This is a genomic window from Algicola sagamiensis DSM 14643, assembly GCF_000374485.1.
In the GTDB taxonomy this organism is placed as follows: Bacteria; Pseudomonadota; Gammaproteobacteria; order Enterobacterales; family Alteromonadaceae; genus Algicola; species Algicola sagamiensis.
Genome location: NZ_KB894491.1, coordinates 629,431 through 649,326, shown reverse-complemented (window position 1 = coordinate 649,326; position 19,896 = coordinate 629,431). Strand labels below are relative to the sequence as shown.

The window sequence follows — 19,896 nt, the reverse complement described above, 5'->3', positions numbered from 1 at the left end:
GGGTCATTAGCTCAGTTGGTAGAGCAGTGGACTTTTAATCCATTGGTCGATGGTTCGAGTCCATCATGACCCACCACGTTGTCCTTGTCTATATTCGAATATATGCCTACTTGTTGTCTTCTTTTTGTCATCTCCTCTGTGACTTCCCAAATTGCCTTGATATAATACGCTCAATGAGACATTTTGTTCTGAAGTAGAGTTGAGTAGCATGAGCCAAGCGCATCAGCTGGTAGAAACCGATTTTATTTTTCCACCCAAGCCGAAAACATTAACCGCGGTGGAAAAAGAAGCTTACAAACTGCGTATCAAACAGCTTCTGATAGAAAAAGATGCTGTGTTGGTCGCACATTATTACACGGATCCTGAGATACAAGCCCTGGCAGAGGAAACTGGTGGCTGTGTCGCTGACTCTCTTGAAATGGCCCGTTTTGGAAATCAACATCCAGCAAAAACCCTGATTGTTGCTGGTGTTCGCTTTATGGGTGAGACTGCGAAGATCCTTACGCCGGAAAAAACAGTGCTTATGCCAACCCTAGAAGCGACCTGTTCGTTAGATCTTGGCTGTCCAGCCGAAGAGTTTTCAGCATTCTGTGATCAATACCCAGATCGTAAAGTTGTTGTCTATGCCAATACGTCTGCTGCTGTCAAAGCAAGAGCAGATTGGGTTGTGACTTCCAGTATTGCGCTTGAGATTTTGGAGCATCTGGATGATGAAGGAGAGAAGATTATCTGGGGACCGGATCGTCACCTGGGCGCTTATATTCAAAAGGAAACAGGTGCAGATATGATCCTTTGGCAAAGCGCCTGTATTGTTCATGATGAATTCAAATCGAATGCATTAAAAGACCTCAAAGCTCAGTATCCAGATGCAGCGGTTTTAGTTCATCCGGAATCACCAGCGAGTGTCGTGGATATGGCGGATGCGGTTGGTTCGACGAGTGCGTTGATTAAAGCAAGCCAAGAGTTACCAAATCAGACCTTTATTGTTGCTACAGATAAAGGCATTTTCTATAAAATGCAGCAGCTTCAACCCGAGAAAACTTTTATCGAAGCGCCGACAGGTGGTGAAGGTGCAACTTGTCGTAGCTGTGCACATTGTCCTTGGATGGCAATGAATGGATTACAAGCCATTGAAAGTGCATTGATTGATGGTGAGGGACACGAGATTTTTGTGGATAATAATCTGCGAGATAAAGCCTTAATTCCACTTCACCGGATGCTTGACTTTGCTGCTGAGCATCAAATGAAGGTAAAAGGCAACGCTTAAATACCTTGTATCTGTTGTGCGTTTGTGCGACTTGTTTTAATCTTGTGCAAACGCACAACGGATCACATTTTTTGCTTGATTCTTTATTCGGATTTCCATAGTATAGCGCCCGCACACAAGCAAACCTGCGGAGAGGTGGCTGAGTGGTCGAAAGCGCACGACTGGAACTCGTGTATACGTTCATAGCGTATCGAGGGTTCGAATCCCTCCTTCTCCGCCATCTTCCTCCAGGGTAAACCTGCCAGAATCCAGCCACTATATTTACTCAATATATAGATGGATTGCTTCTTTATTGTTTCTTCATCAAAAAATAACAACTTTGCACATCGACTCCCTAAATCATTATGGAACAACACGTCCACTCACTCACTCTTGTAAAACCATCTAAATTTTGACCAATACAATATCTTCTCTGATCATCTTGCAATCATTTGACTGACTCAAACGTTTATAGGGAGAACCATCTCTATTTATGATTATGAGGAATGACAATGAACAAAAAACATTTACTCACAGCGGCATTGATCGGTGCTGGTGCAGTGTCTTTATCCGCACAAGCTGTCCCTGATCAACCAAAAGAATGGGAAAAATGTGCTGGGGTAGCGAAGAAAGGAAAAAATGACTGCGGCGCATTAGATGGCTCTCATAAATGTGCGGGCCAAGCAAAAGACCACAATATGGACACTGAGTGGGTCTATGTACCAAAAGGAACTTGTGACAAGCTGACCGGTGGTATGGTCAAAAAAGTGAAGCCAGCGAAGAAATAATGGCTGCCAGAAATATAAAGGGCGCAGGTCTTGGTCTGCGTCCGCTTCATCTACACGAAGTGCTCCAAGAACAACCGGATGTCCCTTGGTTTGAAGTGCATATATGTAACTATCTTGGCGGTGGATTAAATCCGTTTCTGCTTTCTCAAATCAATGAAATATATCCATTCAGTTTTCATGGTGTCAGCCTGAATTTAGGCGGTGTGGATGTACTGGATTTCGATTACTTGAGTGACCTCAAACAAGCAATCAACACTTATCAACCCGTTCTTGTTTCCGAGCATGCATGTTTTACGGCACATGACGGGCACTTTTTTCATGATTTGCTTCCTGTACCATTCACAGATGAAGCTGTCCAGCATATGGCGAACAGAATCAAAGTCGTTCAGGATTTTCTCGGCCGACAAATACTGATTGAAAATGTCTCCCGATATGCGACCTATGCTGAGAGTCAACTGTCTGAAGGGGAGTTTTTAGCGGCAGTCAGTCGGGAAGCAGACTGTGGATTGCTTCTTGATTTGAATAATGCATACGTGAATCAACATAACCTTGGTGAATCAGTAGATACTTTTTTGTTGGAAATTCCGGTTGAACGAGTTGCTGAAATCCATCTAGCGGGTTATTCCGTGAAAGAGGACCGATTATTGGATACGCACAGTGCTGAAGTGACACACGAAGTTTGGGAAGTCTTTGAGAAGTATTGCGAGCAATGTCCAATGGTACCATGTCTCATTGAATGGGACAGCAAATTGCCATCGTTTGATGTATTGATGAGTCAAATGAGAAAGGCACAAGCGTATATGGATTTTCGAGCATATCAACCCACTGCCGAGGGACAGTCATGTCTTGTTATGCCCGTTTAATTGAACAGTTTGCTGAAGGCGTACTGTCGGAGGAAATAGCAGCATATACGGACAACTATATAGGCGCACACTTGAGCGCGATTGAAACGACTTATCCTGCCCTCTATGAGCAGTTAGGAGCAGATACTTTTGGCGCGATTGCACAGATGTATATTCGACATCATGTCCCCCAGAGCTGGGATATCAATTTATATGGAGAAGCTTTCTATCACTGGATCCGTGGGCAAACTGAAGGGGGAAAAGCGGACTCTTTTTCATGGGGAACACTAGCACGTATAGCCCAAATAGAATATGCCATTTCAATTGCATACTATGCAAAAGAGTCGCAGGAGTTACCGGATGGGCTAAGCTTGATTGAGCAATCTGAACAGGATCAGATTTCGCCCGATCTTTTGTGTGCGCTGACAAAACAACATCCATACACGGACTTTCAAGCATATTATGACCCGAAGCTGCCAATCATTGTTTGGCGGGAAGGAATTCGTGTTCAAGTCAGGTCAGTGGCGCATGAGCTATTTCAAGCGCTTGAATAGGTGACCTATGCCACGACTCAAAAAACATCATTACTTATTGCAGGACGTCCAACTTCAAAAACTCTACCAATATGCAATGATGCTTTGTCAGCAGTCAGATGATGCATATGACCTCGTGCAATCTTCATTGGAGAAGTATATTCAGCAAGTGAATCATGCACCTGAAGAGATCACAGAACCGCTTGCTTACGTTCGACGTTTAATCCGTAATCGATTTATTGATCTTTACCGCTACCAGCAACGATGGGGAAATGAGTCATTTGAAGAAAGCGGTACCTATGATATTTCACCCGTTATTTTGGAAGAGTGGCTGGTTGATTTGGACCAATTAGAAAAGATCTGGATTGAGCTATCTCCGCAAGACAGGGATGTGCTCTATCATTGGGCTGTTTTAGGGTATAGCACGGATGAAGCTTGTGAACGATTGGAAATGCCAAGAGGTACTTTTTTATCACGCTTGCATCGGCTCAGGAAAAAGTTGCAAGGCGATCTCCCAGATAAAATACCGAAGGAGCAGTCGCAATGAGCCAACAAACGCGTAAACGGGTTCCGATGAAAACAGCGATACAAAAACAGACAGAAAAAGCATTACTCGATCAAACCCAAGTGAAGCTGTTGATCAAACAACAGTCCGAAGGACTTGGTGTCATGTCTCCAGCAAAGAGAAGGCGGTTGTGGTCGCTAGTGAGTGTCGCTTGTGTTGCTTGTTGTGTGATTGCGCTCAGCACTTATCAGCTTTTACCAACCTATCATTCTGAGCCGATGATCGCGCAATCTGTTCAAGACATTGCGGATGAGGTGATCTTGAATCACTTAAAGCGTAAGCCTCTGGAAGTTCACTCAAACCAGATGAACCAAGCGCAGAAATTTTTTACATTATTAGACTTTCTTCCGATTCAATCTGAAGTACTGACTCAGCAATTCTTACTTTCAGAGAGACAGATGCTCGGTGGCCGTTATTGCTCAATCAAAGGGGTTTCCGCGGTACAACTTCGATATCAAACGAATGGGGATCAGGTGAGTACTTTCTATGAAGTCGATTATGATCCCAGTATCTTTGGTCCAATACCAAATATTGACCAAGGGGAAGTACCACAAGAAATCTATCGTCGTGGGCTTCGGGTATCATTGTGGGTTGAGAAAGGGTTGTTCATGGTTCTTGTTTCTTCGAAGTAAATCCACCAACCATTGTTCAAGATCCGCTACGCATAAAATTCATGCTATTCGGTGATTTTGTCATTTTTCTATTTATTTATACTGAAATAGAACCAATAATAAAAAGAGAGTATTAGTATGAAAAACAATAAAAAAATACTATTTTCATTGATTGCGCTCATCTCAGCTCAAGTCTGGGCGAACTGTCCGATACCACACCAACAGCCAGAACTCCGTATGGAACAAAATGACATTCAACAATATCTTTGGGAGTTTGAAAATGCAGGGCTTTGGCTTGAAGAAGCACAAGAGCCGATTGATGCAACCATCAAAGGTTATCATGGGTTTATTGCCAGGCGGGCGACGTTAGACCAAATTGCATTGCTCAAACGTCAGCAGGCGATTTATCGCAATGCTGGAATGCCGAAAGAGGTCAAACGTTTCCAAGCGATTATTGATGGGCATGCTGGTAATATTCATCGTGCGAGCTGCTTAGATCAGTTATTGATCTCTGAACAATTTCAACGCGTGTCCTATGTTGATTCGCCGACAGAGTTTCAGGGATATATCTTTGAAAAAAATGATCGATTGAAAGTTTATGTCGCTTGGCGGACAGCAGCGAGTTACATGGGGCCAAATGTTGGATTGGGTCACGCTGCAATTCGTAGACTAACGCAGCAGGGGTGGCAGTTTGAATACGGGATCCATAATCATCCGTTTTCCTTTGATAATCGAAGCGGCGATATCGCGGGGACCGTGATCCCGAGTAATCCAGACATCAATAGCTATCTAAAAATGTTCGATCAAGTAGACCTCCAGCATGCACGGATCACAAATGGTATTCATTCAGCCAGTTACCAACAAGGGGATCTTCAGTATCTATCCGATCTCTAACAGGGCTGGTTAAGCAATTCGAAATCATGGCTCCCGAGAGCGGGGGATTTCTCGGGAGCCAGCGGTTAATTACTGAATCTGACTTCTTGGGATAGCTTTCTCGCCAAGGTAGAAACAACAGGGATGAAGAAGAACAGTGTGGAGATAAAATAGATCAAGCACGAAACACCAAAAGCGACTTTGATCGAAAATACATCTGCAATCGTGGATGCCATTAATGTTCCCCCGAGCGCACCCAATTGTAGAAAAAATGAGCGTATCGATAGCAGTGTGGCACGCTCATGATCATCAACACTGTGATGAAATAGGGTCATGACAGCGGAAGTGCTCAGCGCATTTAAGAAAAATATCAGCATAAAGCAAAGCGCAAAAGGAATAATACTATCGCTTAAGAAAAGAGCGAAAAAGGACGCGCCACTTGCCAAGCGGATCGTGATGAGAACATGGGCATAATTGTGCTGAAATAATTGGCAATAAGCAGGAGACAGTGTTTGCCCAATCATACTAAATAACAAAGAGAGCGCCACCAAAACCCCAAAAAGCCAATTTTTACTTTCTGAGCCTAGTAAATACTGTAACTCAAGCTGCCAAAACTTTTCAAAACTCATGTAAGCGATGACCGCCGTCGTGGTCGAAAATAACAAATATTGCAATGTCTTTCTTCCTTTAAGTTGTGATGTTGTGTTGGACAGAAGAGAGAAAAAACCAACTTTATTCCCGATTTTTTGGGGAGACACTTCTTGGATGAAGAAGGAGACAAAAAGCATCTGAATAGGAATAAGGCAAAATGCAATTTGATAAAAAAACTCAGCATTTTCTGTTAGGAAATGCAGTTGTGGTAAAAGCGATAATAATGCAGACATCACAGCACCGATAAAGATCCCAAAATGATGAAAATAGCCAGCCTGTGCCAGATTCTTTTGTAGAAAGCCGGGGTTGTCACTCAATTGTTTTTGTTTATCTACAAAGATTGCATCAAGCGTTCCTGACACGAGCGAAAGACTGAGACCTTGTAGCAGCATTGCGAGAGTCAAAATGATGAAATCAGAATAAAGGAAGATGAGAAGAAAAGCGCATGCCATGAACAACTGTCCGAGAAGGTACGATGCTTTTCGCCCATATTTATCTGCAATGACACCACAAGGGACTTCCAGCAACATTGTCGTGATGGCAGAGATGATGATTAAACTGCCGATATGTAAAGTACTCAATCCTTTGCCTTGGAATACGACATACATGATTGGGGTGATCAAGCCTAAAATGAGCCCAGCAAAGAGCTGAACAACAGCATACTTTTGATTGAATGGGTGGGAAAACTTCATCAGAAATAACAAGCTACAACTAAAAATACCAGCTGAACATGTAATCATAAAAACATATGATTGCAAAGTGTATTTTATCTCAGTCGTTCGGCTGACAGTGGAAGCAGTTGGTTTTCTCGATTTGCAATATACCGCTGGTATTTTTTCGCTTTGATTTTTTGAACATCGACCAGTGCCAAGCCGTCAATACTGTTGTTAAAGTCTTCGTCTACACCAAAGGCAAGAAAGCGAACACCGCCAGGCTCGCAAAGCTCTGTATATTGCTTATAAAGGGTTGGGATACTGACATTCATGTTTGAAAGCAGGTGCTTGAGTTGCTGAAAGTCTTGGCGATAATCTTGGCCGGAAAATGAAGATCGGAGTAGTTCTTGAATGTCTTGATCCAACACATATGGGGATTTTGATGCTGCCAAGTCATTCAAAGAACCAAAGTATAACTGATAGAAATATACCAACAGGTCTTTCGCTTGTTTCGGCATACTGTTTGAAATGGTGACGGGACCAAACAAATAGCGTATTTCTGGGTGCTGTCGTAAATAAGCACCAATGCCATACCATAAATAACCTAGGCTTCGTTGTCCCCAATACTGAGGTTGAACAAAGCTCCGTCCGAGTTCCAATCCGTCCTTCAGGTAGGTCGCCATATTCTGGGTAAAATGAAACAGTGAATCTGTATACAAGCCCGTTTGACCGTATCGCTTGAGGATAGATTGGCAGCGACCTAGTCGGTATGCGCCAGCGATTTCGAGTTGTTCTTTATCCCAAAGGATCAAATGTTCATAGTAAGCATCGAAGGCATCAATATCTCGGTGTTGTCCGGTTCCTTCACCAACAGCACGAAAAGCAATTTCTCTTAAGCGTCCTAGCTCACGTAAGATTGGGGAGCTTGTGTGATATCGATAGAGATAGATTTCTTTACCATCCCCAGTATGGCCGATATGTTCACATCGCTGAATTGCTTCTTTGAGTACAATTCGGTTTTCTGGATGAGCAATGGGTTGCAACGTCTCAAACAAGCCTTTGCGATCTTTGCCAACCCGATACAGGTGCCGCTTAAATCGAAGAATCAGCTCACTTGGACCTAGTTTATTTTTTCCGTAACCCTCATAGGGAATGAGTTCGCCGATCCGAATTGTAATATTTGCATTTGCATGGCGGAACATTTCTTTGACAAGCAGAAGTGTTGAAATGGGCTTACAAAGAATACTCATACCATAAAAGAGAGGGGAGTTTTTTCCTTGAATACAAATCGGCACAATAGGGGCTTTGGCCTGCTGCGCAATTCTCAAAAAACCTCCGCGCCACTTGGGATCTTTCACCCCAGTTGGCCTTAAACGGGAGACCTCTCCGGCAGGAAAGATGATGAGTGCACCTTCCTGTTTCAAATGATACTGGATGTTTTCCAGATTCTCCTTTGGTGTATTTCCCGTCATATTATGTACAGGAAGAACCATTGATTTGAGTGGGCTGACTGTCATGAGCAACTCATTTGCCACGACTTTCACATCGGGTCGGATCTGATGGACCATCTTCAACAGTGCTAAACCGTCCAGTGATCCGATCGGGTGGTTTGCGATGAGGACAACACGACCATGGCTTGGAATATGTTCTTTCTCGCTTTCTCTGACGGTATAGCTGAAATTAAAATAACGCAGGGCATGTTCGACAAAATCAGGGCCATCGAGATAAGGGTATTGTTTCTCAAAGTCTTGGAATTCTTTTTCATGCAAGAGGAATTTCAGTGCAGCGCTCGTGACTTTAAAGAGCCAGGGTTTGGCATAAATTTGTGGTAAACGATGCTCTATCACTTGTTCTACGCGAAACATATGCTCCTCCTCACGCTAGGCAACGTGTGATTTTGATGTGTGTGGGAGTGAGATGACTGTGGCTTGTTCCTCAGTCCAGTGGAGTAAAGATAATTGCCCGTCAAAATCCTCAACTAAAGCTGTACAGTTTTCGACCCAGTCGCCATCATTGCAGTATATGAGATCATCAATTTGATCAATTTCAGGGTGATGAATATGACCACAAATGACACCATCCAGATTTCTTTTTTTGGCTTCATGCACAGCTGCAACTTTATACCGATGCATGGCTTCGCCAGCTTTTGCGACTTTTGATTTGATGTAGCCCGAAAGTGACCAATATCGATATCCAAACAATCGACGGGAGTGATTGCACCAACGATTGAGAAATTGGATCAAGTCATAGAGTTTGTCACCAAGAACGGCATACCAGCGGCTCATACAGACTTGTGGATCGAGAATATCACCGTGAAATACGAAGAAACGCCGTCCATCCGCGGTTTCATGAATATGGTCAAGCAGTAAAGTTACTTGCGCAAATTCATGTGTTGTGTAGTCACGTAGAGACGCGTCATGGTTGCCTGGAATATAGAAAACCTGCGTTTGCGAATTGGCAATCTTGAATAATTTATCAAGGACTTTTCCGTGAGACTCAGGCCAGTGACTTTTCCGCTTAAGCGCATACAGGTCGATAATATCGCCGACGAGATAAACTTGGTCGGCTTGGCAGTGATCGAGCAGGTCTAACAGATACTCAGCTTTACAATCCTTGTAACCCAAATGAATATCCGATAAGAACAGCGTTCGAAAATGATGCGATGTTTTCATAAGAATAAGCACAATAAATCATGAACACTGAGGTTTAATTTAGTGTGCTCATATGACAGGTGGGTGAAGGTTCTTTAATGATTTGATGACTGAATATAGAAGTATTGAGCGGTCAATGATTCATCGAAGAGCGGTTCATTTTACCGAGTTGAAGGTTGAATCATGTGTCAATTGGATATCGGAAAAAGGAATTCAGCGTAAAAAGCGAGGTCTTTCAATGTGTCATAATAGAAACAAACTGTTTGCAAAATATGCTAAAAAGTATGGTTTTTATTGTTTTTATAGTGAATAGGTTGCAATTGTCTTTTTCTTCTGTACTATCCCCCGAAGTTTTTCTAAGAGGTACAACCTGTGTTGTAGTTTTTGTTTTATGGGAAGATTTATCTAGGGAAAGAAAATCCTATTGCGCTACATTTGTAATATAAAAATTTATTTGTTGGAAATTTAATCTTTTTGTCAAGATCTTTCGCCAACTTTAAAAACACAACTGAAAAGCGTATTTAAGCCCTCTCCCTAATTAAAAATTGATTTCGATTTTACTTCAAAAGTAATCAGCAGAGCTGCATCCAGGCATGGAAAATATTAAAAATTACAGAAAATAAGGAAAATTATTATGTCTGAAGGTAGCTTAGCACTGAAACAAGAACAAAATAATAAGCATGGATTTAATTACTCAGAACTGCAATCTTATTACCCACTCCCGCCAAAAGACGACTCAAATTTTAAATCAACCAGAGTCCACTTCCATTTAGATGCCGAGTCCCATGAAGAAATTACGGACATTGTTGCGACACTTTTTGAGCATTCCCAAAATATTCAGGACAACTTAAAAATCTACCCGATTAATTTTCTAAAACTTGGACCACAAGTTGCTGAAAAGCCGATTTATCAACAAATGATGAACTTTCATGAAATTACCAATGCCAGCGATGAAGCATTTGTGACAGGTCGATTTGGTGATGAATTGGATGTTGAAACCATGAAAGCCGTGCTGTCTGCAACAGAGCAAACATGCAAATCTTCCAGAAAAATGGTTGAGATTGAAGAGTATCTCGGGTTATGGCGCTTTGATAGTACAGGTGAAGTGATCACTGAGCATGAGTTTGAACCACTGAATTTGGATATGCGTTTATTGTCAGAATATGACCATTATCTTTGTGATCCAATTCCAACTTATGAACTTCACTTTGGCTTCAATATTCCGAAAACGTCATACCCTGACATGCCGATTCAATTAGACGCATTGATGGAGGCTTGTTCAACAGCAGGCTTAAACCTTGGCGGATGGTTCATCTTTAGTCATACAGAACGTTGGAGCTATCGTTCGAATGAGTTTACTTACACGGATGTCGATAACTCGATGAAGCAGTTGTTTGAAAAAGCAAGCGCACTGAGAAGCTTGCTCCATGAACTTGGATTTACAGAAATTGAGCCTGACTTCTCTATCGAAATTGTGCATGGCATATGGCGATTTGAGCCAGCTGAAAATCAAGACTAATCAGTCATCGTTGACAAAGGAGATACGCGATTGGACAACATGGCTGAAATACAAGAAAAGCTCAAAAACAAAGTGATCCTGTTGATGGGCTTTCCAGGATCTGGAAAAGGGACCCAAGGGAAGATTCTCGAATCTGAAAATATGCTCAATATTCCGCATCTTTCGACAGGAGAACTGTATCGAAGTGAGGCAGAAAAGCAGAACGAACTTGGGAAACAAATGCTCCACTTTATGAACCAGGGCGTCCCGATCCCCAATGAGCTTACGTTCGACTATTTAAAAAATGAGCTGAACTCAAAGCAGTACGACTGTGGTTTGATGATGGATGGTTATCCGAAGCAAATCGATCATCTTGAGTTTTTAGAAAGTACACTGAAGGCTCAGGGAAAAGAAATCGCACTTGTTTTTTATTTTTCGATACCAAGAAATGAGGTTGTCAAAAGACTGCAAGGACGTTTGTATTGTGCCCATTGTGAAAGTAACTATCACGCAGTTTTTCATCAACCGCAACAACCGGACCAATGTGATCAGTGTCGTTCACCTTTACTCAAAAGGGATGATGATACTGCTGCTGCGATCCATCAAAGGTTAGATGTTTTCGAGACAAAAACAGCACCTCTTCAACATATTTTTGAGCAGCGTGGCGTACTTATTCAAATTGATGCCAAAAAAAGTGTGGCTGAGATCACAAACGATATGATTGCTCACATTTCGAAGGTATTGGTTGAGAAAAAGGAGTTGGATCATGCTGATTAAAATCAATTCCGGCAACAAAAATAAACTGGCGGAATACCGAGCGTATCTGGAAGATTACGATTGCCAGGTAGAAGCAACACAGGAAGCCCTTGAAGAACCCGTGAGCGATCATGAGACGGTGATTTGTTATAAAGCTTCTCAATTTTCTGATGGTACTTTAGTTGATGATGTCTCGCTTGAGATTGAAGGGTTTGATGTCGGCGTTCATGTACGCTGGTTTCTTGAGAATGATGCGTTTCGTCAAGAAAAATATTGGGGTCGTCCAAGTGTATTCACGTGTTATATCGGTGTCCATAAAGACGGTTACGTGTATTTGTATGAAGGGAGTGTCGAAGGAACAATTGTCTCTCCGCGAGGAAATTGTTTTGGCATAGCGCCTTTCTTTCTACCGAAGGGCAAATCAAAGACGCTGGGTGAAGATATGCCTGCGGAACTCAACCCTAGATACCTCGCACTTCAGAAGTTTTTAAATGAAGATTGGAGCTTAAAACGGAAATTAATCAAACAATGGGATGGTGAGTTTCAATGAAAAGGCGTGTTGTTTTATATACTGACAAAGCAAAAAAATTACCTGAATTTGAGAAGTGTTTTTCGCTTTACGACATCAATGTGGTTCAAGGCGCTTCAACCATTCCTGAGTATCAAACGATCAAGGCGTTGTTGCAAGAAGATCCCAAGCTCATAGCTTTGATGAAAGAGTCGACATTTCTTAATAAAGCGGATACGAAAACACCCTGCGATTTTATTGATCTAGAAATGGTGGATCATCACTCCATTCTAGAGGTTTATACCCTCAACGACAGAGAAATTGAGAAGAAAACGTATCAACATACCACAAGAGGCTATCTGGATTTTTCTTTGAAGAAGCAGAATCGCTGCGATGTGTTTGGTTGGGATGATATCTTTGTCGTGAAAGGCACGCACGTGAGCTACCACGATTTAAAAGAGAAAGGTCTCAAAGTCTCATCAAGAGATATGACCATTTCTCAATTCATTGAAGCGCAAATTCATTACAAAAAGCCGTTGAATATGAGCCACTATCCGCAGCAAAGAAAGGAAGTCATTGATTTCGATCTTTCTGTGGAGGAATTTATTGCGACGAACCATTATATTCAAAGCCCTGTTGTAGATCGTGTAGGACTAAATCATCTTTTTCAGAAGGTCGTAGATACGGGGGTGTTTTTTCGCTCCGCTGAGAATCGTCGACAAAAGAATTATTGGCTGCCTGGTCTCAACGCGGGTATTCCGCTGACACCAAAAAGGGATCCGATCCATGAGACGACATTTATTGTTCATGATTTTTGTCACTTTTTGATCCCCGATCTCATTTTTACAGGCTGTAACTCAAAAAGTCACGAAACCGCATATACCCTCTATCGAATGATGAGTGAAGCATCCACTTTGGTTCTAGCTGATATGCTGTTTGTGGACTGTTTGTGGACTGTTTGAACAAAAACGGTATTGAATACAATTATGCAAGACGTTGTATTTATCCGCTTTTCTCCGATCTTGGTATTGATTTTAGTGACAAGAAAAACTTCAAACGCAACTTAAAAATGGTGATCCAGGCCAATGCTGCCTATTGCTTGAAAGGAGACGACAGTCTTTATCGTGAGATACTGGATAATCAAGGGAAGAACTACGACAGCCTCGAACTATTTAAAGGGAAATATCACGCTTACTTTTGTGAAGATTATAGTTGGACAAACCGTAATTGGATTTATATGTCCGCGAATAAGGAAAAGTTCGAGCGCTGGTGGGATTTTGTGTCACCATTGGTGAAGCATTATGCGTTAGATATACGAACAATTAATGAATTTTTATCAGAGCACACATTCGACTTTTCGGATCATGATGCTGTGATAGATACGGTCGTAAATTCTGTGATTGATAATCAAATCATGACTTTCTTTGAGCCATCCCAACCGTCTTTACCAAAAACAAATAAGACAAAAGCATTTATTCGCTACATGATCGGGCAATTCTTGATTTTTGAACACTTTCACTTTGTTGAAAGTGCGAGTATGTATAAACAGAAAATCATGGAAGCCTTAATCAGCCCACGATTTGATGGCAGTCCGATGGCAATCAATACGATAAGAAGGTTTTATCGTGAGTTTCTCAATGAGTTGCTTGTCAATAATATCATTTCGAAGGATGACTTTAATACGTACACCGACGTGTATCCTTTGTTCGATCCTTATTTTGTGTTTTATGATGAGGAAAAAGGATACTACCCAGAGCTGACATCGCTTTATAAGGAAATCTTGTTCTCTGCCGCGTAGCATTGCAGAGGAAACGTTGATTGTCAGTTCGCTATTCCAAAACAGATACACGGATGAGTGGTTTTGGAATGGCATTCACGATGAAAAATAAGTGCGTTGTGCTCAACTCCCTTTCATTGCCTAATATCACTATCTTCCGGACGATAGCACCAAATGGACAAAGGGTTTAAAACTATAGGTAATCAAGTCGTTCATGAAACTCTCAGCCCCAAAAGCAAATTTCATATTGATGATGACGTTATTGTCATGCTTCACCTTTAATACAAAAATACTAAAAATTCTGAAAGATACGCTTGTTGTATCGAACCCCAACTTGGGTGCCCAACTGATCCCATTTTTAAAAACATGGGCCTTGATCCCGTTTACGATTTTGGCGATTTATCTCTTCAACTGGTTGTCTGTGCGTTATTCACCACTGCGTGTTTTTCAGGTAATCACAGGCGTCTTTACGACTTTCTTCGCGGCTTTTTACCTTTTTTTGTGGCCGTATCACCCTGGCGTGATCCCGCAAGACGTTTTGAAATATATCTATCAAGTCTTGCCCAGTGGGTTACAAAGTTTAGGGTTAATGATTGAGTACTGGCCGATTTCCTTGTTTTATGTGATGGCTGATACCTGGTCAATTTTGTTTATCTCATTGATATTTTGGAATATCATTTCTCAAATTGTCTCGTCGGAGAGTGCAAAAGACATCTACCCCTGGTTCTCTTTGGATATCAGTGCAATGATCATTGGGCTCATTTCAGGGTTATTTATTCTGGCAGAAAATACGGTCATCCCTGAAACTGGCTCAGCTTGGTCGTTTAAATTTTCTAGCTATATGCTTCTGCTCATTCTGGTTTGTTTCCTTCAGCTTTATGTTTTTTGGAAGCTTGTGCGAAAGGTTCGTCTTCCTCATCTGCCACGCAAAGGGAAAGATGATTTTCAGCTTTCAGAAAAACTTCAGTTGATCCGCTCCCCATTTTTTATTGGGATTGCAGTCACCGTATTTTTGATGGAATTTACAGATGCGCTCTTTGATACGATTTGGAAAGATGTTTTAGGGAAGGCGTATCCCGATCCAGGTGATTTCAGCGATTATCTTTCCTGGGTTACCGCAATTAATGGTGTGCTTGTGACATTCACGGTCTTTTTTATCTCAAGGAGGCTTCTTAAGAAATACAGTTGGACACGTGTCGCAATCTTAACACCCATTTGCCTGACATTGACCAGCTCTTTGTTCTTTACATGTTTGTTCTATAGGAACTTTTCGGCTACTATAGGGCACTTTTTTTCCGTCAGGCCAGAGGCAGTGGTTGCTTTTGCTGGTGCGATCCAAGCTTGTATTATGCAGTTAGCGAAAACAACGTTCTTTGATAATACACGTGAGCTTGCTTTTCTGTCGTGCTCATTACAGGAGCGTCGACTTGGTAAATCATTTGCTGACGCATTTGCAACACGAATGGGTAAGTCCACGGCCTCAATTACCCAGCAATCATTGCTATTCATGTTCATCATGTTATCTGCGACATATTCCTATCTCGCCATGCTGATTCTTCTCTCCATTCCACTTTGGATCTACTCAACATGCGTGATTGGCAGTCAATTGAAAAACAAAACGCAATCGGCATGAAGAAAATCGATATGAAGAAAGTAGCGATGTTCATTTTTTTAATCAGTCAGGTGTAGTATGCAAACAAAACAAACCGCAACAACAACCTATTTTGAAAAACAGGAAACGACAAACTGGTTTCTTGTCATCTTACTATGGCTCTGCGGTGTTTTTTCCGCGATCCAATTTGCGAAATTTTCAATTACTTATGAACACTTATTGGCACATTATGCTTCAGGTCCTGGTGCAATAGGAATTGCGCTATCCATTGTTGGTTTTGTGGGTTTGCTCTTTGGGGCAACAGCAGGAGTTGTTGCGAATCGCGTTGGATTCAAGAAAGTACTGATTTACTCGTTATTCCTAGGGGTTATCCTCTCCATCGTGCAAGCGCAAACACCACCACTGTCGATTCTTGTTTTGAGTCGTATTTTAGAAGGTGCTTCACATTTAGGGATTGTGGTTGCAGCGCCAACATTGATCGTGATGAACTCCGCCAAATCACATCAAGCCATCACGATGGGGCTTTGGGGAACCTTCTTTGGCGTTGGTTATGCAGTTGCAGGATGGGTTGGTGTTGACCTGATTGAACAGTTTGGGTTTCAGAGTTTGTATACAGCACATGCTTTGTCTTTGTTTGTTTGTATTGCACTCGTTAGCCTTGCTGTAAGCGGAACTTCTACTGATTCGAAAGGCTTTTCTCTCATAAAGTTTTTGGCGCAACTACCCAAAGATTTAAAAGAAATCTATTCAAATCCGAAGACCTGCTTCCCCGCGATTATTTTCTTGTTTCATGCGCTGATGTTTGTCGCTTTACTCACTTTTTTACCCCGAGTTTCAGATGAGAAAAAAGTGACGGATTTTTTGATGATTGTACTACCGCTCACGAGCATGATAGGTACCTTACTAGCCGGGTTTATTGCACAGTACTTCATTTCCCCCAAAACCCTTGCAAAGCTATCTTTTCTTGGAATAGCGCTTTTTATTTCTGCGACACATTGGTTTTCAGAGACCAGCTATATCCTGCAACTTCTATGTATGTGCACCTTATTTTGCTCTGGTCTTCTCCAAGGTGCATCTTTTGCATTGATCCCTTACATGACAAATGATGAATCTGAGCAATCAAATAGTATTGGTGCAGTTGCTCAACTTGGAAATTTAGGGTCCACAGTCGGCGCACCACTTATCGCTATCTTATTTGAGAAATATACGACGATGGGGCTAGCGGCATCGGTGGTCATGCTTTGTATTGTTGGTACATGGTGTGCGTACCTTTCCAGAAAGTACTAGAGAAAATATGAGCGGATAACACGCTGACTATTGAATCAGAGATCGGATTTCCGTTATAAAGGAAGATTGTTGAGGGGACTTGTTATGCAGAAGAAAACGATCGTCGTCAAGCTCGGTACGAGTGTGTTGACTGGCGGCACACTCAATTTGGATCGTGCACATATGGTTGAATTGGTCCGCCAGTGCGCGCGTCTTCATGAAAAGGGCCACGATATCATATTAGTAACTTCCGGTGCGGTTGCTGCTGGGAGAGAGCACCTTTCTATTCCTGATTTGCCGGATACTTTATCTCATAAGCAGATGCTTGCATCGGTTGGTCAAAGTCAATTGATCCTTGCCTGGGAGCATTTATTCAATATATATGGGCGTCACGTTGGACAAATGTTGTTGACTCGCGCAGATCTGGAAGATCGCGAACGATATCTGAATGCACGAGATACACTGAGAACACTACTGAATTACCGTATCATTCCAATTTTTAATGAAAACGATGCTGTTGCTACAGCAGAAATCAAAGTGGGTGATAATGATAACCTGTCAGCGATGGTTGCTACCCTTGCCCAGGCTGACCAACTTTATTTACTGACGGATCAGACGGGACTTTTTACGGACGATCCGAGGAAAAACCCAGACGCAGAGCTGATCCCGGAAGTCAAAACGATTGATGAGACGCTGAGAAAACTGGCTGGTGGCACGGATAATGGCCTTGGCACAGGCGGTATGGCAACCAAACTACAGGCTGCGGATGTTGCCAGACATTCAGGGATAGATGTGGTGATTGCGGCAGGTCATACGCCGGATGTCATCACGAGACTTGCAGAAGGTGAGACGATTGGGACTCGATTTCCTGCGCTTCAGACACGCTTGGAGAGTAGAAAACAATGGATCCTTGCTGGTCCTCCGCCTGCGGGAGAAATTACAATTGATGCAGGTGCTTGTCTTGCGGTCCAAAAGAAAGGAAGTAGTTTGCTACCGAAGGGGATCACCCGAGTTCAAGGTCACTTTAAACGGGGTGAAGTGGTCCGAATCGTCAATATGGAAAAAACAGAACTGGCCCGTGGGATTGCACGATATGATAGCCAAGAGATGCAAAAAATCGCAGGACATCACTCAGAAAAAATTGAATCCATTCTCGGTTATGTCTACGGTTCGGTTGCAGTCCATCGTGACGATTTAGTTTTATTAGAAGGGTAAGCTTGATGTTAGAACAACAAGGGAGAGCGGCAAAAGAAGCCAGTTATGCATTGGCAACAATGTCGTCAGCCCAAAAAAATGCAGCATTAGAAGAGATTGCTCAGGTATTAACGAAGTATGAGTCGGAGATACTGACAGAGAATGCGAAAGATATTGAGGCTGCACGTGCAAAAGGACTAACAGAAGCACTGCTCGATAGACTTTTGCTCACTTCCGAGCGCCTTCGCGGGATCATCAATGATATCCGCCAAGTCGTTTTACTCCCAGATCCGGTTGGCAAAGAATCGGATGGTCAAGTTTTGGAAAATGGTCTGCGCTTATCGAAAAGAAGGGTACCAATCGGCGTGATTGGGGTGATTTATGAGGCGCGTCCCAATGTGACAGTCGATATTACTTCACTCTGTTTAAAAACAGGAAATGCCGCGATTTTACGTGGTGGATCAGAGACGATTCATAGCAACCGAATTCTTGTTCGATTGATCCAGCAGGCCTTGGGGCAATCAGGGCTTCCATCGGATGCTATCCAGTTTATTGATAGTCCAGACAGAAAACTGGTTAGTGAGCTTCTGAGGATGGACCAATATGTGGATATGCTGATCCCAAGAGGAGGCAGTGGTTTACATCAACTGTGCAAGGAACAAAGTACGATCCCAGTGATCACGGGTGGTATGGGGATTTGTCATTTATTTGTGGAACAAAGTGCAGATATCGACAAAGCGATTCCAGTCCTGATCAATGCAAAGGTTCATCGTCCATCAGCGTGTAATGCATTGGATACGATCTTGGTCCATCGCCCTATAGCAAAGGCTTTATTTGCAAAGCTTGCAGATGAAATCAATACCCATGCCATTCAAGTTCAGGCCACAGAGGATACACAACCTTTACTTGAAGAAGCGGGCGTTCAGCGACTTGCGCTTGCAGGTAAAGATGATTTCTCGACCGAGTGGCTCTCTTTGACCCTTGGGATAAAGCTTGTACATGATATCGATGAAGCCATCGATCATATCCGGCATCACTCTTTTGGCCACTCTGATGGTATTCTGACAGAAAACTGGACGCAAGCATTGCGGTTTATGAATTCTGTGGACTCTGCTGCTGTTTATGTCAATTCGAGCACGCGATTTACGGATGGTGGACAATTTGGCCTGGGTGCAGAAGTCGCGGTTTCTACTCAAAAACTTCATGCGCGTGGCCCAATGGGTCTTGAAGAGCTCACAACATACAAATGGATTGGTATTGGGGATGGTCTGATCCGTTCATGAGATAGGTCATGATTGGATCCAAGGCTCGTCAAACCGGGAGATCCCGGAATGACGAGTCCATTTTTTTACACCCGTTTTTTTCTATCCATACAGATCGTTGTCCCTTCTTGATTCATTTGAGTGAGCATGTCCATGATGATGTTACCATGTTTAGAGTCAAGGTTGCCTGTTGGCTCATCGACAAGAAGAATCACTGGATTGGCAATCTGCCCACGTGCAATGGCAATGCAATATTGTCAAAAACAGAGAACTCGTCAATCAGATTGAGCTGTTGGAAAATAAAGCCAATCTTATCTGCTCGTATTTCAGCGCATCGATCAACTGAAAGCTGACTCACGTTTATGCCTTCAATGAAGTAGTCCCCTTCGTTAATTTTCTGGTTGATATCTTGCAGGGCGTAAGAGTCCATTTCATCGGTTGAGAAAACTTTACTGACATGACGTGTTTCTATTTTTATTCCGTAAGTCAGGTGAGGCTCCAATACAAATAAAAGTATGATCAATACTTTGAAAACAATGATATATGGATATTAAAATAGGTGTGGCTGTTGAGAAGAGACAACTGCGCAGGGTGATCTACGCAGTTTATT

General features: G+C 42.5%; 20 protein-coding genes and 2 tRNA genes. 18 read left to right on the top strand and 4 right to left on the bottom strand.

The features are described 5' to 3' along the window. From C505_RS0102955 to C505_RS0102915, 9 genes are all read left to right on the top strand, one after another. A tRNA-Lys gene (locus tag C505_RS0102955) sits at positions 1-76 on the top strand. A 132-nt stretch (positions 77-208) separates the two neighbouring features. After that, positions 209-1,267, top strand: a complete 1,059-nt coding sequence (nadA, locus tag C505_RS0102950; protein ID WP_018691103.1) for a quinolinate synthase NadA — start codon at positions 209-211, stop codon at positions 1,265-1,267. Positions 1,268-1,396: 129 nt separating this feature from the next. After that, positions 1,397-1,487: transfer RNA gene (locus tag C505_RS0102945), tRNA-Ser, on the top strand. Positions 1,488-1,758: 271 nt separating this feature from the next. Beyond that, positions 1,759-2,034, top strand: a complete 276-nt coding sequence (locus C505_RS0102940) for a BufA1 family periplasmic bufferin-type metallophore (protein ID WP_018691102.1) — start codon at positions 1,759-1,761, stop codon at positions 2,032-2,034. Beyond that, complete coding sequence (gene bufB / locus C505_RS21240; RefSeq protein ID WP_018691101.1) at positions 2,034-2,897, top strand: MNIO family bufferin maturase; 864 nt, start codon at positions 2,034-2,036, stop codon at positions 2,895-2,897. The genes C505_RS0102940 and bufB overlap by 1 nt, the downstream gene beginning before the upstream one ends. Next, the gene (locus C505_RS0102930) at positions 2,876-3,430 is read left to right on the top strand and encodes an HvfC/BufC N-terminal domain-containing protein (protein ID WP_018691100.1); all 555 of its coding nucleotides are present in this window, start codon (positions 2,876-2,878) and stop codon (positions 3,428-3,430) included. Before bufB ends, C505_RS0102930 begins: the two co-directional genes overlap by 22 nt. A 7-nt stretch (positions 3,431-3,437) precedes the next feature. Beyond that, the gene (locus C505_RS0102925; RefSeq protein WP_018691099.1) at positions 3,438-3,956 is read left to right on the top strand and encodes an RNA polymerase sigma factor; all 519 of its coding nucleotides are present in this window, start codon (positions 3,438-3,440) and stop codon (positions 3,954-3,956) included. Beyond that, positions 3,953-4,606: a hypothetical protein gene (locus tag C505_RS23405; RefSeq protein ID WP_018691098.1), complete on the top strand. Its 654-nt coding sequence runs from the start codon at positions 3,953-3,955 to the stop codon at positions 4,604-4,606. The genes C505_RS0102925 and C505_RS23405 overlap by 4 nt, the downstream gene beginning before the upstream one ends. 117 nt (positions 4,607-4,723) lie before the next feature. Further along, positions 4,724-5,479, top strand: coding sequence for a hypothetical protein (locus C505_RS0102915; RefSeq protein ID WP_018691097.1), 756 nt, complete (start codon positions 4,724-4,726; stop codon positions 5,477-5,479). A 65-nt stretch (positions 5,480-5,544) separates the two neighbouring features. Here C505_RS0102915 and C505_RS0102910 read toward each other — a convergent pair whose 3' ends face one another. The 3 genes from C505_RS0102910 to C505_RS0102900 form a co-directional block, all read right to left on the bottom strand. Further along, positions 5,545-6,801 (bottom strand): MFS transporter, encoded by a 1,257-nt coding sequence (locus tag C505_RS0102910; protein ID WP_157368753.1) that lies wholly within the window; start codon positions 6,799-6,801, stop codon positions 5,545-5,547. 74 nt (positions 6,802-6,875) lie between these two features. Then, on the bottom strand, positions 6,876-8,627 hold the full coding sequence (locus C505_RS0102905) for a GNAT family N-acyltransferase (protein WP_018691095.1): 1,752 nt from the start codon (positions 8,625-8,627) through the stop codon (positions 6,876-6,878). 15 nt (positions 8,628-8,642) lie between these two features. Further along, positions 8,643-9,434, bottom strand: coding sequence for a UDP-2,3-diacylglucosamine diphosphatase (locus tag C505_RS0102900; protein WP_018691094.1), 792 nt, complete (start codon positions 9,432-9,434; stop codon positions 8,643-8,645). A gap of 613 nt (positions 9,435-10,047) precedes the next feature. Between C505_RS0102900 and C505_RS0102895 the strand changes: the two genes are divergently transcribed. From C505_RS0102895 to C505_RS0102855, 9 genes are all read left to right on the top strand, one after another. Further along, the gene (locus C505_RS0102895) at positions 10,048-10,932 is read left to right on the top strand and encodes a hypothetical protein (RefSeq protein ID WP_018691093.1); all 885 of its coding nucleotides are present in this window, start codon (positions 10,048-10,050) and stop codon (positions 10,930-10,932) included. Between the two features lie 39 nt (positions 10,933-10,971). Next, complete coding sequence (locus C505_RS0102890; RefSeq protein WP_018691092.1) at positions 10,972-11,688, top strand: adenylate kinase family protein; 717 nt, start codon at positions 10,972-10,974, stop codon at positions 11,686-11,688. Further along, on the top strand, positions 11,678-12,217 hold the full coding sequence (locus C505_RS0102885) for a non-canonical purine NTP pyrophosphatase (RefSeq protein WP_018691091.1): 540 nt from the start codon (positions 11,678-11,680) through the stop codon (positions 12,215-12,217). Before C505_RS0102890 ends, C505_RS0102885 begins: the two co-directional genes overlap by 11 nt. After that, on the top strand, positions 12,214-13,137 hold the full coding sequence (locus C505_RS0102880; protein WP_018691090.1) for a hypothetical protein: 924 nt from the start codon (positions 12,214-12,216) through the stop codon (positions 13,135-13,137). The genes C505_RS0102885 and C505_RS0102880 overlap by 4 nt, the downstream gene beginning before the upstream one ends. Continuing rightward, entirely contained in the window at positions 13,125-13,973 is an 849-nt protein-coding gene (locus C505_RS0102875; protein WP_157368749.1) for a hypothetical protein, read from the top strand. The genes C505_RS0102880 and C505_RS0102875 overlap by 13 nt, the downstream gene beginning before the upstream one ends. 193 nt (positions 13,974-14,166) lie before the next feature. After that, a complete protein-coding gene (locus C505_RS0102870; protein ID WP_018691088.1) occupies positions 14,167-15,585 on the top strand; it encodes an Npt1/Npt2 family nucleotide transporter in 1,419 nt (472 codons plus the stop codon). 57 nt (positions 15,586-15,642) lie between these two features. Beyond that, on the top strand, positions 15,643-16,851 hold the full coding sequence (locus C505_RS21230; protein ID WP_018691087.1) for an MFS transporter: 1,209 nt from the start codon (positions 15,643-15,645) through the stop codon (positions 16,849-16,851). Positions 16,852-16,935: 84 nt separating this feature from the next. After that, positions 16,936-18,045 (top strand): glutamate 5-kinase, encoded by a 1,110-nt coding sequence (gene proB / locus C505_RS0102860; RefSeq protein WP_018691086.1) that lies wholly within the window; start codon positions 16,936-16,938, stop codon positions 18,043-18,045. A gap of 5 nt (positions 18,046-18,050) precedes the next feature. After that, the gene (locus C505_RS0102855; RefSeq protein WP_018691085.1) at positions 18,051-19,307 is read left to right on the top strand and encodes a glutamate-5-semialdehyde dehydrogenase; all 1,257 of its coding nucleotides are present in this window, start codon (positions 18,051-18,053) and stop codon (positions 19,305-19,307) included. 190 nt (positions 19,308-19,497) lie between these two features. Here C505_RS0102855 and C505_RS21225 read toward each other — a convergent pair whose 3' ends face one another. Further along, on the bottom strand, positions 19,498-19,809 hold the full coding sequence (locus C505_RS21225; RefSeq protein ID WP_018691084.1) for a P-loop NTPase family protein: 312 nt from the start codon (positions 19,807-19,809) through the stop codon (positions 19,498-19,500). Positions 19,810-19,896: the final 87 nt, after the last annotated feature.